The sequence below is a fragment of the Paractinoplanes maris genome (genome assembly GCF_023544465.1).
In the GTDB taxonomy this organism is placed as follows: domain Bacteria; phylum Actinomycetota; class Actinomycetes; order Mycobacteriales; family Micromonosporaceae; genus Actinoplanes; species Actinoplanes maris.
Genome location: NZ_JALPVL010000008.1, coordinates 420,679 through 433,744, shown reverse-complemented (window position 1 = coordinate 433,744; position 13,066 = coordinate 420,679). Strand labels below are relative to the sequence as shown.

Here is a 13,066-nt window from a genome sequence, read left to right as displayed (position 1 = left end):
TTGGCGTAGCCGGGCGGAGCTGGCACTCTCAGTGGCATGGGGTTGTTCACGCTGGGTGAGGCGCGGGACGAACTGAAGCGGTTGCGGCCCGTACTGGAAGAGATCGTGGCTCTGCGCGCGGACGCGGCCGAGCTCGGCGCGGTGATCGGGGTGACCGGTGGGCCGCCGACACCGCTGGGCGGGTTGCCGGAGTGGAAGGCGACGACCGCCCGCCTCGACGACCTGATGACCGAGGTGCAGCAGACCGGGGCCGTGCTCAAGAGCCTGGCGCCGCTGCTGATCGACTTCCCGGGCGAGCTCGACGGGGTCGACGTCGACCTCTGCTGGCTCGAGGGCGAGGCCGAGCTGGGCTGGTATCACCGGCCCGATCTGGGCTTCGCCGGGCGGCGCCGGCTGCCTTCCTGAGGCCGGCGATCTTCGGGGGGCCGGCGACCTTTCGATCGCCGGCGATCGCGGCTTACCCTGACGTCGATGCGCGTCGAATTGAAGTGCTGGCTGCACGCGGGCTGGTCCGCCCTCGCCGCGGCGCTGCTCTTCCTGACCAGGTCGCCGTGCCTGATCGCGCTGGGCCTGATGTTCGTCGCGTTCTGCGCGTACTCGGTCTTCAGCGGGCTGTCGCTGCGCGCGATGTCCCGCTGGGCCACCGCGATGGGCTGCTCGCCGGTCGACCCGAAGGCGCACGAGTGGCCGTGGGAGAACCTGCACCTGCAGGGGGGCAGCCGGGTCACCCAGGCCTGGAGCGGCGACATCGAGGGGCTGGCGGTGACCTTCGGCGAGATCCGATGGTGGGGCGGGGCCTTCGCCGGGGCGGTCGTCGACCGGGACAACCGGGGCACCTTCGTGGTGGTCGGACTGCCACAGACCCAGCCGCCGATGGCGACCCGGTTGCCGTACTCGTTCATCGGTGACTCGCCCCGGCTCGAGCACGCCGCACTGCGTGACGCATTTCGCATCATGGAGATCCCGCCGTTCACGGTGCGCGACACCGTGTTGTTCACCGTCGAGCCCCGGCAGAGCGCCTTCGAGCCCGGCGAGGTCTACCGGGCGGTGCGACGGGCCCTGCTCGTCGTCCGGCTGCTCGACGTCGGCCCCGACCGCCCCCTGGCGGCCGCCGGATGACGATGCGCCGGCGCTGGTGGGTGCTGTGGTTCGCGCTGATCTATCTGAGCCTGCTCCTGGTCAAGGCCCTCACCCGGCGCGACGACTGGTCCAGCGCCTACGCCGCGGTCGGCCTGGTGGCCGTGGCGGGCGGCGGATATCTGCTCGCCCGGCTGAGGTACCGCCGGCACCTGCGCCGGTGGGCCGCCCACCGCGAGTGGACCCCGATCGATCCGGACGGCCGGGCGTGGCCCTGGCCGGGGCAGCCGCGCGGCACGGTCAAGGTCCGGCGGGCCTGGCAGCGCGAGACCGGCGGGTTGCTGGTGACTTTCGCCGAGGTGCGGTGGAGAGGCGACGCCTTCGACGGGATGATCCTGCAGCCGAAAGGCTCGGGGGCGCTGGTCGTGGTTCGCCTGCCCCAGCCAGAACCGCCGATGGCGCTGCACCACGCCTTCGAGCCGGTCGGTGACTCACCCCGCCTGGAACAGCCGGCGTTGCTCGAGGCCTACCTGGCCGGCGACATCCCGACCTGGACCGTACGCGGCGACGAGCTCTACACGGTCGAGGCGCGGGACGCCTGGGTCTCCCCCGAGCTGGCCGACCAGGTCGTCGACGGCGCGCTGCGGGTCGTCCGCCTGCTCGACCTCGGCCCGGACACGTCGAGTGCCGGGCCGAGAGTCGAATCCTGACGGCTTTTCGTGCTCAGCCGCGTTCGATCAGGTGGCCGATGATCTGCGGGCCCATGAGCACAGCCTCGCCCGAGCCGTCGCGACGGGCGTCCGGACCGGGCAGGTCGATCGGGTCGCCCGTCGCGCTCGAACCGACCGGGCGCGGGCCGACCCAGGCCACCGTCAGCCGCGTCTCGCCCTTGAGGAACCGCTGGACCCGTACGCCGCCGGTGGCCCGGCCCTTGGCCGGGTAGGAGGAGAACGGGCTCACCTTGACCTGGGTGCCGGTCGACGTCACAACCATCGGCTCACCGTGGTCGTGGTCGGCCGTGGCCACCGCGTTGAACGAGACAACCTCGGCGCCGGCCGCGACGTTGACCCCGGCCATGCCGCCGCCCTTGAGACCCTGCGGCCGCACATTTTTGGCCGGGAAGCGCAACAGCGCCGCGTCCGACGTGACGAACACCAGCGCCTCGGAGCCGTCGGTCAGCCACGAGGCCTGCAGCACCTCGTCGCCCTCCTTCAGCGTGATCACTTCGAACTCGTCGGAGCGCACCGGCCACTCGGGGGCGCACACCTTGACCACACCCTGGCGGGTGCCCAGCGCCATGCCCGGCGAGTCGCCCGCGGTGAGGGGGGCCAGGCCGACGACCTTCTCGCCCTTCTCCAGCGGGATCAGCTCGGACGCCGACATGCCGCCCCGGATCGACACGGTGCCCGACTGCTCGGGCAGCACCGGCAGCGGGAGCACGTCGGTCTTGAACGCCCGGCCCCGGTTGGTGACCAGCAGGATGCGGCCCCGCGCGGTCGAGTGCACCACCGCGCGGACGGCATCGTGCTTGACCCGCCCCGAACGACGCCGGGCCTCGGTGGCCTCCTCGCTCTCGGCCGCCGTGCGGGCGATCAGCCCGGTGGCCGACAGGATCACCTGGCACGGGTCGTCGGCCACCTCGAGCGGCCCGGCGGGCGCGGACGCGGCGAGCACCTCCTTGAGGTCACCGTCGATCAGCGTCGTGCGCCGGGGCGCCCCGAACTCGCTGACCACCTCGGCCAGCTCGTCCGACACGACCTGCTTGAGCACGTCGGAGTTGTCGAGGATGCGCGACAGCTCGGCGATCTCGCCGCGCAGGCGCTCCTGCTCGGTCTCGAGCTCGATGCGGTCGAAGCGGGTGAGCCGCCGCAGCGGGGTGTCCAGGATGTAGGTGGCCTGGATGTCGGACAGGCTGAACTCACTCATCAGGGACGCCTTGGCCGAGGCCGCGTCGTCGCTGCCCCGGATGATCGCGACCACCCGGTCGATGTCGATCAGCGCGATGAGCAGGCCGTCGACCAGGTGCAGCCGGTCCTGGCGCTTGGTCCGGCGGAACTCGGTGCGCCGGGTGACCACGTCGTAGCGGTGCTGCACGAAGACCTCGAGCAGCGCCTTGAGCCCGAGCGTGCGGGGCTGACCGTCGACCAGCACCAGGTTGTTGATGCCGAACGACGACTCGAGCGGGGTCAGGCGGTAGAGGTCGGCCAGCAGGGCCTGCGGGTTGACGCCGACCTTGCACTCGATGACCAGCCGGGTGCCGTGCTCGCGGTCGGTGAGGTCCTTGACGTCGGCGATGCCCTGCAGGCGGGCCGCCTGGCGCTGGCCCCGCTTGGGCCCCGACACGATCAGCTTGCCCTTCACCTCGTCGGTGATCGCCTCGATGATCTTTTCGGTGCCCACTCCGTACGGAAGCTCGGTGACGGTGATGGCCTGGCGCCCGCGCCCGCCCTCGAGCGGACCGGTCTGGGCCCGCGCCCGCATGCGCACGACGCCCCGGCCCGTCTCGTACGCCCGCCGCACCTCGTCCAGCCCGAGCAGCTGACCACCGGTGGGCAGGTCGGGCCCGGGCACGAACCGCATGAGCGCGTCGAGATCGGCCTCGGGGTCGGTGATCAGATGCCGGGCGGCCGCCACCACCTCACCCAGGTTGTGCGGGATCATGTTCGTCGCCATGCCCACCGCGATGCCCGACGTGCCGTTGACCAGCAGATTGGGGAAGGCGGCGGGCAGCACCTTGGGTTCGAGGTCGGAGCCGTCGTAGGTCGGCTTGAAGTCGACCGTGCCCTCGCCCAGCTCGCCGACCAGCAACATCGCCTCGCGCGACATGCGGGCCTCGGTGTATCGGGAGGCGGCCGGTCCGTCGTCCGGGGATCCGAAGTTGCCGTGCCCGTCGATGAGCGGCGCGTTGAGCGAGAAGTCCTGGGCCAGGCGCACCATCGCGTCGTAGATGGCGACATCGCCGTGCGGGTGATATTTACCCATCACGTCGCCGACGACGCGGGCCGACTTGACGTAGGCGCGGTCGGGGCGGTGGCCCTGCTCGGACATCGACCACAGGATGCGGCGGTGGACGGGCTTGAGGCCGTCCCGGGCGTCGGGCAGGGCCCGCGAGTGGATGACCGAATACGCGTACTCCAGGTAGGAGTCCTCGACCTCGGTGGTCAGCGGGTTGTCGATGACGCGCGCGCCGGCCTGGTCGAAAGCGGACAGGTCGACGCGATTGTCGGTGTTCTTGCGACGTGCCATCTCTGCTTACGGCCTCTCAGGCGTCGATCGTCTCTTGGTCGATGCGGCCCGCCGCCTCGATCAGCCAGTTCTTACGCGGTTCGACCCGCTCGCCCATCAGCAGCTCGAGGGTGGCCTCGGCGCGCTCGGCGTCGTCCAGCGTGATCCGCCGGACGGTGCGGGTGGCCGGGTTCATCGTGGTGTCCCACAGCTCGTCGGCGTCCATCTCGCCCAGGCCCTTGAACCGGCTGACCGGCTTGTTGACCGCGCCGCCGCCGCGCTCGATGCGGCTGACGGTCGTGTCCATCTCCTGCTGGGTGTAGGTGAAGATGGTCTGCGAGTTGCGGCCCTTGGTGACCACCTTGTGCAGCGGGGGCATCGCGGCGAACAGCCGGCCCTGCTCGATCACCGGGCGCATGTATTTCGCGAACAGGGTGATCAGCAGCGTGCGGATGTGCGAGCCGTCGACGTCGGCGTCCGCCATGATCATGACGCGGCCGTAGCGCATGGCGCTCAGCTCGAACGTGCGGCCCGAGCCGGCCCCCAGCACCTGCACGATGGCCGAGCACTCGGCGTTGTCGAGCACCTGCTGCAGCGACGCCTTCTGCACGTTCAGGATCTTGCCGCGGATGGGCAGCAGGGCCTGGTATTCCGAACTGCGGGCCATCCGGGCGGTGCCGAGCGCGCTGTCACCCTCGACGATGTAGAGCTCGGAGCGGGCGATGCCGGTGGCCCGGCAGTCGACCAGCTTGGGCGGCATCGAGGCGCCCTCGAGCGCGGTCTTGCGGCGGGCGGCGTCCTTCTGCTGTTTCTGGGTGAGCCGGACGCGGGCGGCGTCGACCACCTTTTGCAGGACCGTGCGGGCCTCGGCCTTGGTCTTGCGGCCGTCGATCCACTCTTTGATGTGCGCCTCGACCAGGCCCTGGAGCACCCGGGTGATGCCGGCGGTGGACAGCTCGTCCTTGGTCTGCGAGGTGAACTGCGGCTCGGGGACCCGCACGTGGATGACCGCGGTCAGGCCCTCGAGCAGGTCGTCCAGGACGGGCGGGTCCTCCTTGGGCTTGAGCAGGCCGCGCGTGTTGCGGATGGCGTCGGTGAGTGCGCGGACCAGGGCGCGCTCGAAGCCCTTGCGGTGGGTGCCGCCGTGAGTGTTGCGGATCGTGTTGGTGAAGCACTCGATGGTGCGCTCGTAACCCGTGCCCCAGCGGAAGGCGATCTCGACCTCGGCCCGGCGCTCGACGTTGGACTGCATCACGCCGTTGGCGTCGGCCGCGTTCTCCTTGTAGGTGCCCTCGCCGTCGACCAGCAGGATGCCCGAGACCGGCTTGTCACCGGCGTGGGTGAGGAACTCGACCATGTCGGTGAGACCGTGCGGGAAGTGGAAGGTCTCGTTCGTCGTCTCCTCGGCGGTCTCGTCGCGCAACGTATACATCACGCCGGGGACGAGGAAAGCCGTGTTGCGCAGCTTGGCCCGCACCGCGTCGACGTCGAGCCGGGCACCGGTCTCGAAGTAGCGGGCGTCATACCAATAGCGGATGGACGTGCCGGTGGGCTCGCCGCGTTTCATCTTGCGGACGACGCGCAGGCCCGACTCGGGATGAAAACGGGCCTGCGGGCCGGGACCGTCGAACGAGCCCGGGACGCCGCGCTGGAACGACATCTCGTGAACCTTGCCGTCGCGCTTGACGGTGATGTCGAAGCGCGTGGACAGCGCGTTGACCGCGGAGGCGCCGACGCCGTGCAGACCGCCGGAGGTCTTGTAGCCCGAGCCGCCGAACTTGCCGCCGGCGTGCAGCCGGGTGAGCACGAGCTCGACACCGTTGAGCCCGGACTTGGTGTTGACGGCGGTCGGGATGCCGCGGCCGTCGTCGTCGACCTGCAGCGAACCGTCGGCGTGCAGGATCACCGCGACCTTGGCGGCGTGGCCGCCCACGCCCTCGTCGGTGGCGTTGTCGATGATCTCGTTGGCGAGGTGGTTGACGCCCCGGCTGTCGGTCGAGCCGATATACATGCCCGGGCGTTTCCGGACGGCGTCCAGCCCCTCCAGGTGCGTGAGGTCATCAGCCCCGTACAGGATCTCCGCGGTCACGAGGTGGCACTCCCGATCGGCCCAGGTGGTGGTCAAGTCGCGGCGAGCCTACCGGGACCCTCCGACACTTCTGGTCAACCGAGCCGGGAGCGGCCACCTGTGAACCGATAATTCGGACAAAAGATACGGTTGGTGAGCTACAACACCCGTCTAAGCGGCCGCCGGCACCGCCCACAGGTGACGGGTGGCCGCCCGGGCTCCCTGCGGGGCCAGCGCGCGCCAGAGGTCGAGCGGCCGCGGCTTGCCCGACACCCGTACGGGGGGAAGCTCTTGATAGGCGATCAGGCGGTCGGTGACCGCCTGGGTCTCGGCACAGACGACCACGGTGTCGTGCGGGGCGTACGCCTGCAGGCGCGCCGCCGTGTTGACCACGCTGCCGCTGATCATCGCCTGCCCGAAGTCGCGGGCCGCCGCCACGTCGACGATCACGTCGCCGGTGGCCAGACCCACCCGGGTGCGGACGGCGAACCTGCCGGCCAGGAGCTGCCCCCTCAACGCCTCCTGAACCGACAGGCCCACCTTGACCGCCGAAGCGGCCGCCTCCGCGCCGAAGCCGCCGGTGCCGGTGCCGAACACCGCCATCACCGCGTCCCCGACGTATTTCTCCACCACTCCGCCACCCGCGCGGACCACGTCGGACACGATGCCGAAGTAGTCCCGCTGCAGGGCGCGGACGACCGCGCAGTCCAGATCGTCGACCAGGGACGTGAAGCCCACGATGTCGATGAACAGGACGGTGACGGTCTGACGCCGCTCCTGCTCCGCCATAGCGATTGCGGTCATGTCTTCACGCTCCCCCAGTTTCCTGCTGTGCCCCGGGAGAACGGTGCCAGCCGCTGTCGAGAAGCGGATCAGCAGAACGACGTATCTCCGACAGCGCAGCACTACGCGTCTCTCTAAGGACTGCGCCGAGGTGCGCGCTGATACCGGTCAGTCATGTGACCCAGATCAGACCGAACCGCCGACAACGGGCCGGGTCGATGGGCACTAGGGTGACCACCATGGCCAGCGAGGAGGAGGACGGGCCGCTTGTCGGACGAGCCGACACGTTGAGCCAAGTCCAGTCCGACCTGCGCAACGCGGGGCCCGGAGGCACCTCCGCGGTGTTCGTCACCGGGGAGAGCGGAGTCGGCAAGAGCCGTCTGCTGCGCGAGACCGCCGGGGCGATGCGCGACGCGGGTTTCGCCGTGCTGTCCGGCACCTGCCTGGACATCGGCGACGCCTCTCCCCTGCACCCGGTTCTGCAGGCCCTGCGGCAGTTCGACCACAATGTCCGGCCGGCCGGTGACGCCGGCGCCCTGCTCGACCGCGTCTCGCAGGATCTGCGCGCGGTGGCCGGTGACCGTCGCCTGCTGCTGGTCCTCGACGATCTGCAGTGGGCCGACCGCAGCACCCGTCAGCTGCTGCTCTATCTGCTGGCCGGGCTGGGCGGCGTCGAGATCGCCGTGCTGGCCGCGGTGCGGGCCGAGGCACTGCAGGGCGCCCACCCGCTGCGCAAGGTGCTCGCCGAGCTGCGCCGTCTCCGTTCCGTCCGCGTTGTCGACCTGGCCCCGCTCGACCGCGACCAGACGGTCGAGCTGGTCACCGCGATCACCAACGGCCGGGTCGAGCCCGAGGACGCCGACCGGGTGCACAAGCGCAGCGGCGGCAACCCGTTCGTGGCCGAGGAACTGGCCCGTGACCTGCGCGACGGCCGGGCCGAGCTGTCCGACACCCTGCGCGAGATCTTCCTGTCCCGCCTGGCCGAGCTGCCTCCGCCCGCCCACGCGGTGGTGCACGCGATCGCGGCCGGGGTCGAGCCGGTCGCCCACGACGTGCTGGCCCGGGTCGTGCCACTGTCCGAGGCCGAGCTGATCGAGGCGGTCCGGGCCGCGGTCGCGCACCGGTTCGTGGCCAGCGCCGGCGACGGCTACCGCCTGCGTCACCGCCTGGTGGCCGAGATCCTGGCCGGCGAGGTGCTGCCGGCTGAAGCCACGGCACTGCACCGCCGCTTCGCCGAGGCGCTGGAGGAGCCGGGCGCCACCCCCGACCACGCCCGCCTGGCGCACCACTGGCAGAAAGCGGGCGAGCCGAGCCGCGCGCTGCCGTCGGTGGTCGCCGCGGCCCGGTCGGCCGAGGAGCTCTACGGCTTCACCGAGGCGCATCGCCACTGGTCGTCCGCGCTGGAGCTGACCGCCGACGGCGCCCCCGAGCGCACCGAGCTGCTGGCCCACGCGGCCGAGTCGGCCCACCAGTGCGGCGAGCACCTGCGCGCGTTGTCCCGCCTCGAGGATTTGTCCCACCGGCCCGACGCGCCCAGCCAGTGCGACCTGCATCTGCGCCGCGCGCGCTACCTGGCCGCGGCCGGCCGCACGGCCACCGCCGAGGCGGAGTACGAGCGCGCTCTCGAGGCGCCCGACTGCTCCCCGCGCCAGCGCGCCTCGGCCGCGGCCTACCTGGCCGAGCTGCTGCTCCACCTCGGCCGTTACGCCGACGCGAACGCCCGGGCGGTCGACGCGCTCGAGATGGCCGAGGTCAACGGATCGACGGCCGATCTCGTACGAGCCAGTGCCGCGCTCGGCTTCAGCGCGGCGTTCCGCGAGGACCCGGACGCCGGGCTCGCCGTCATCCGCAACGCCGTCGACATCGCCGAGCGCAGCGGGCACCCCGACGAGCTGGGCGTGGCCTATCTGCACCTGGCCGAGCTGCTGACCGGCCCGCTCAACAACATCGAGGAGGGTGTGCTGGTCGCCCGCCGCGGCGCCGACCGGCTGGCCTCGCTCGGGGCCGGGCGCACCTATCAGACACGGCTGCTGGCCGTCGCGGCCAAGGGGTTGTTCCGGGTCGGGCAGTGGTCGGAGGCCGACGCGGTGCTCGAGACCGCGATGCGCCACCGGCCGTCCGGCGCCGACGCGGTCGAGCTGCTGCTCTCGCGGTGTCAGCTGTGGGTCGGCTTCGGCGATGTCGAGGCGGCCCACCGCGACCTCGACGCGGTGGCCACACTGCTGGCCGGGGGCGGGGCGCGGCACGTGCTGCCGATGCTCACGCTGCGCGCCGGGCTGGCCATGTGGCAGGGCGAGCACGCGACGGCGCGGGCGTCGGTGCAGCGCGGGCTGACCGAGACGCGCTCCGACGACCTGGTGCTGATCGGCGTCCTGGCCTGGCACGGGCTGCGCGCCGAAGCCGAGGCCCACGCGGCCGGGCAGCCGGTCGACCCGGGGGCGCTGCGCCGGCTCAAGGTCGCGGTCGAGCGGATGGTGGCCGGTGTGGGCAACGCCGCGGTGCCGGTGCGCGCGGTGATCGACGGCTATGCCGACCTGTGCGCGGCCGAGCTGAGCCGCGTCGAGGGCCGGCAGGATCCGGCGCCGTGGGCCAAGGCCGCCACCACCTGGGACACCCGGCGGCAGCCGTACCCGGCGGCGTATTCGCGTCTGCGGCAGGCCGAGGCCGCCCTGCAGCGCCGGTCACGGAAAGCCGTGGCGATCGGGGCGCTGCGCGAGGCGTACGCCACGGCGATCGCGATGGGGGCGCGGCCGTTCGCGGCCGAGATCGTCTCGGTGGCCCAGCGCTACAAGGTGGCGCTGGCCGACGACGTCGCGACAGTGCCGTTCCCCCAGCCGCAGGACACCGACGAGCTGAGCCTGCTCACCCAGCGCGAGCGCGAGGTGCTGGCCGCGCTGGCCGAGGGCCTGACCAACCGCGAGATCGGCGAGCGCCTGTTCATCAGCGAGCGCACGGTCGGCGTCCACGTCGGGCACATCTTCGACAAGCTCCAGGTCCGCACCCGGGTGCAGGCCAGCCGGGTGTTCCTCACCGCGGCGTGACCATTCCGTTATCTTCCCGGGCGATCGCGCACCGGTAATACGTAGATCTACCGATCCCCCGCATACGTCGGCTTTGGAAGTCTGTGGTCACGGGGGAGCACCGCCCGGCGGCCACCGCCGCCGGGCGGTGCTGGGGGCCCTCCGCCGATGTTCGTGGAGGGAAAACCGATGAACCAGTCGGTCTGGGGACCTGTGCAACGGGAGATGACCGATCTCCTGCAAGGCCACCCCGACGACGTCCCCGCCGTGGTCGAGCAGCTCAAGGAGCTGCAGGCGATCCTGGGTCACGTGCCGCCGCTGCTGGTCGAGAACCCGCTGTGCGACTTCAACAAGCTCTACCTGACGATCACCGAAGGTGTGCTCGAGAGGTTGTACGCCGGCAAGTTCAAGGACCCGGCGTTCCTGTCGCGTCTCGACGTGGAGTTCGCCGCGCGATACTTCGACGCGTTGCGCGGGTGGGCCGGCGCCGGCACGAGCCCGCGCTGCCCCGAGGTGTGGGCGTGCCTGTTCCAGCGGATCCCCGGGCCGGACTGCCGGCCGCTGCCGTCGGCCTGCGCCGGGGTCAACGCGCACATCAACTTCGATCTGCCGTTCGCGCTGGTGACGACGTTCGACCACCTGGGCAGCGACCCGATCGACGACAGCGACCAGCACCACGACTACCTCGAGATCAACGACATCTTCGCGACCGCCATCCCCGGATTGCGGCGGGGTTATCTCGAGAAATGGCAGCTGCTGATCGACACCATGAACGGCTGCCTGGACGACTGGTGGCAGGGCGAAGCCGTCGAATACACCCGCAACGTGGCCTGGCGCAACGCCCAGAAGCTCTGGGGCATCCGCCACGACATGTCGGCGACCGACCGCGAGCGCGCGGGCCTCGACAAGACCGCTGCCGGCCTCAACAAGCTGCTGCTCTCACCCCTCGGGGCGTTCCTGCAGTAGCTCGTGGCCGGCCCGGGCGATCAGATAGCGCTGCTCGGGGCCGCTGGTGGTCAGCTTGGCCGCGGCCAGATAGGCCTCCCGCGCCTGCTCGGCGAAACCGGCCTGCTCCAGCAAGTGAGCGCGGACGGCGGCCAGCCGGTGATGACCCGCCATCCGCTCGTCGCCGGCCAGGTCACCCAGCACCGCCAGGGCGGCCAGCGGCCCCCGGGTGCGGGCGACCGCGACGGCCCGGTTCAGCGTCACCACCGGACCGGGCGAGATCGTCTCGAGCACCTCGTAGAGCGCGAGGATCTGCGCCCAGTCGGTTTCGGCGTCCGAAGCGGCCTCGTCGTGCAGCGCGGCGATCGCGGCCTGCACCTGATAGGGCCCGATCGGCCCGCGCCCCAGCGTCGACGACACCAGCGCGACCCCCTCGGTGATCCGCTCCTTGCTCCACAGCGAACGGTCCTGCCGGTCGAGCGGCACCAGCTCACCCGCGGCCGTCGTGCGAGCCGCCCGCCGGGCGTCGGTGAGCAGCATCAAGGCGAGCAGCCCAGCCGTCTCGTGGTCGCCCGGCACCAGATCACGGAGCAGCCGCGCGAGCCGGATCGCCTCGCCGGTCAACTCGGCCCGCTGCAGCTCCGGACCCCCAGTGGCCGTGTAACCCTCGTTGAAAATCAGATACAGGACCTGCCGTACGACCCTCAGGCGCTCGGCCCGCTCGGCGCCCGGGGCCGGTGGCGGGAAATCCTGCCCACTCCGGCGGATCGCCTGCTTGGCCCGGCTGATCCGTTGAGCCATGGTCGGCTCGGGCACCAGGAACGCCGCCGCGATCTCGGCCGTGGTGAGGCCGCCGACCGCGCGCAGGGTGAGGGCGAGCTGCGAGGGCGGCGAAAGCGACGGGTGGGCGCAGAGGAAAAGCAGGGCCAGCGTGTCGTCCCGGTCGGCAGCGTCGCCGCCGGCATCGGCCAGCGCCTCGGCGGCTTCCCGGCGCCGGCGCGCGCTGTCGCTCCGGAACTCGTCCACCAGCCGCCGCGTGGCCACCGAGATGAGCCACGACCGCGGGGTGGCGGGCGTGCCCTCGTGCGGCCACTGCACGGTGGCGGCCAAAAGCGCCTCCTGAACGGCGTCCTCGGCCGCGTCGAACTGCCCGTAACGCCGGACCAGCGCCCCCAGCACCTGCGGCGCAAGCTCCCGCAACAGCCCGTCCAGCACCCGAGGCTCACTCATCCGCCGCACCCCTCCCCCGACACCCAGCCTCTGCTGCCGCCCGCTCCTACCGCCAACGCCCAGCCTCTGCTGCCGCCCGCTCCTACCGCCAACGCCCAGCCGTTGCGGCCATCCAGCTCCTGCCGCCCAACCAGTGTTTGCGGGCCGTCAAGCTCTTGCTACTGCCCAGCCTCCTGCGGCCGGTGCAGCTCGCGTGCTGTCGACCAGCCTTTGCGGGCGTCAGGCTCTTGCCAGTGCCCAACCTCTTGCGGCCGATGTAGCTCGTGCCGCCGTCCCACCTTCTACGGCCACCCGGCTTCCGCCCAAGGCTCGGCCACTGCTGCGGGCGCGGTGTACTCAGGCGTCCTCGTGGTCGGGCGGGCCGTCGGGGACCTCGCGCAGCTCGACCTTGCGTGACCAGAACGCCACCCGGCCGGCCAGCTCGATCGCCCGCTGCTCGCCCGGCACGTCGAGGATCCAGAAGCCGGCCAGCGACTCCTTGGTCTCCGCATAGGGCCCGTCGGTGACCGCGACCTGCCCGTCCTCATAGCTGATCGTTTTGGCGGTGGACGGGAACGCCAGCCCGTGCGCCTCGACCAGTTCGCCGGTCTTGGCCAGCTCGGCGTTGAAGTCGCCCATGAACGTCATCATGTCGCGCACCCAGGCCGGGTCGGCCGTGGCCGCCATCTCGCCGCCGTCACCGAACATCATCACGATGTACTTCATCGGGTAGCTCCTT

Annotated in this window: 10 protein-coding genes; 5 read left to right on the top strand and 5 right to left on the bottom strand. The window is 71.4% G+C overall.

The window, feature by feature from the left end; all coding sequences use genetic code 11:
* Positions 1 to 36: 36 nt before the first annotated feature.
* The 3 genes from NAG42_RS24885 (at position 37) to NAG42_RS24875 (ending at position 1,787) form a co-directional block, all read left to right on the top strand.
* Positions 37 to 405: a DUF2203 domain-containing protein gene (locus tag NAG42_RS24885; RefSeq protein ID WP_250033395.1), complete on the top strand. Its 369-nt coding sequence runs from the start codon at positions 37 to 39 to the stop codon at positions 403 to 405.
* 66 nt (positions 406 to 471) lie between these two features.
* Complete coding sequence (locus NAG42_RS24880) at positions 472 to 1,119, top strand: hypothetical protein (RefSeq protein ID WP_250033394.1); 648 nt, start codon at positions 472 to 474, stop codon at positions 1,117 to 1,119.
* Positions 1,116 to 1,787: a hypothetical protein gene (locus NAG42_RS24875; RefSeq protein ID WP_250033393.1), complete on the top strand. Its 672-nt coding sequence runs from the start codon at positions 1,116 to 1,118 to the stop codon at positions 1,785 to 1,787. Before NAG42_RS24880 ends, NAG42_RS24875 begins: the two co-directional genes overlap by 4 nt.
* A gap of 13 nt (positions 1,788 to 1,800) precedes the next feature.
* Here the strand turns inward: NAG42_RS24875 and NAG42_RS24870 are convergent, their stop codons facing one another.
* From NAG42_RS24870 to NAG42_RS24860, 3 genes are all read right to left on the bottom strand, one after another.
* Positions 1,801 to 4,323 carry a DNA gyrase/topoisomerase IV subunit A gene (locus tag NAG42_RS24870; protein ID WP_250033392.1) on the bottom strand — a complete coding sequence of 841 codons (2,523 nt, stop codon included), beginning with the start codon at positions 4,321 to 4,323 and terminating at the stop codon, positions 1,801 to 1,803.
* A gap of 16 nt (positions 4,324 to 4,339) precedes the next feature.
* Entirely contained in the window at positions 4,340 to 6,391 is a 2,052-nt protein-coding gene (locus tag NAG42_RS24865; RefSeq protein ID WP_250033493.1) for a DNA gyrase/topoisomerase IV subunit B, read from the bottom strand.
* 150 nt (positions 6,392 to 6,541) lie between these two features.
* A complete protein-coding gene (locus tag NAG42_RS24860) occupies positions 6,542 to 7,174 on the bottom strand; it encodes an adenylate/guanylate cyclase domain-containing protein (protein WP_250033391.1) in 633 nt (210 codons plus the stop codon).
* A gap of 218 nt (positions 7,175 to 7,392) precedes the next feature.
* On the opposite strand from NAG42_RS24860, the gene NAG42_RS24855 reads away from it, so the two are divergent.
* A complete protein-coding gene (locus NAG42_RS24855; protein WP_250033390.1) occupies positions 7,393 to 10,194 on the top strand; it encodes a helix-turn-helix transcriptional regulator in 2,802 nt (933 codons plus the stop codon).
* Positions 10,195 to 10,362: 168 nt separating this feature from the next.
* Complete coding sequence (locus NAG42_RS24850) at positions 10,363 to 11,139, top strand: DUF5995 family protein (RefSeq protein WP_250033389.1); 777 nt, start codon at positions 10,363 to 10,365, stop codon at positions 11,137 to 11,139.
* Here NAG42_RS24850 and NAG42_RS24845 read toward each other — a convergent pair.
* Both NAG42_RS24845 and NAG42_RS24840 read right to left on the bottom strand, forming a co-directional pair.
* Positions 11,113 to 12,348 carry an RNA polymerase sigma factor gene (locus NAG42_RS24845; RefSeq protein ID WP_250033388.1) on the bottom strand — a complete coding sequence of 412 codons (1,236 nt, stop codon included), beginning with the start codon at positions 12,346 to 12,348 and terminating at the stop codon, positions 11,113 to 11,115. The two genes, NAG42_RS24850 and NAG42_RS24845, sit on opposite strands and share 27 nt — an antisense overlap.
* A gap of 336 nt (positions 12,349 to 12,684) precedes the next feature.
* Complete coding sequence (locus NAG42_RS24840; protein ID WP_250033387.1) at positions 12,685 to 13,053, bottom strand: YciI family protein; 369 nt, start codon at positions 13,051 to 13,053, stop codon at positions 12,685 to 12,687.
* Positions 13,054 to 13,066 lie beyond the last annotated feature (13 nt).

Excerpts from the sequence above, each read along its gene's own strand:
- NAG42_RS24880 (WP_250033394.1), top strand. The coding sequence starts at position 472 with ATGCGCGTCGAATTGAAGTGCTGGCTGCACGCGGGCTGGTCCGCCCTC.
- NAG42_RS24875 (WP_250033393.1), top strand. The coding sequence starts at position 1,116 with ATGACGATGCGCCGGCGCTGGTGGGTGCTGTGGTTCGCGCTGATCTAT.
- NAG42_RS24845 (WP_250033388.1), bottom strand. The coding sequence starts at position 12,348 with ATGAGTGAGCCTCGGGTGCTGGACGGGCTGTTGCGGGAGCTTGCGCCG.
- NAG42_RS24850 (WP_250033389.1), top strand. The coding sequence starts at position 10,363 with ATGAACCAGTCGGTCTGGGGACCTGTGCAACGGGAGATGACCGATCTC.
- NAG42_RS24840 (WP_250033387.1), bottom strand. The coding sequence starts at position 13,053 with ATGAAGTACATCGTGATGATGTTCGGTGACGGCGGCGAGATGGCGGCC.
- NAG42_RS24860 (WP_250033391.1), bottom strand. The coding sequence starts at position 7,174 with ATGACCGCAATCGCTATGGCGGAGCAGGAGCGGCGTCAGACCGTCACC.
- NAG42_RS24885 (WP_250033395.1), top strand. The coding sequence starts at position 37 with ATGGGGTTGTTCACGCTGGGTGAGGCGCGGGACGAACTGAAGCGGTTG.
- NAG42_RS24870 (WP_250033392.1), bottom strand. The coding sequence starts at position 4,323 with ATGGCACGTCGCAAGAACACCGACAATCGCGTCGACCTGTCCGCTTTC.
- NAG42_RS24855 (WP_250033390.1), top strand. The coding sequence starts at position 7,393 with ATGGCCAGCGAGGAGGAGGACGGGCCGCTTGTCGGACGAGCCGACACG.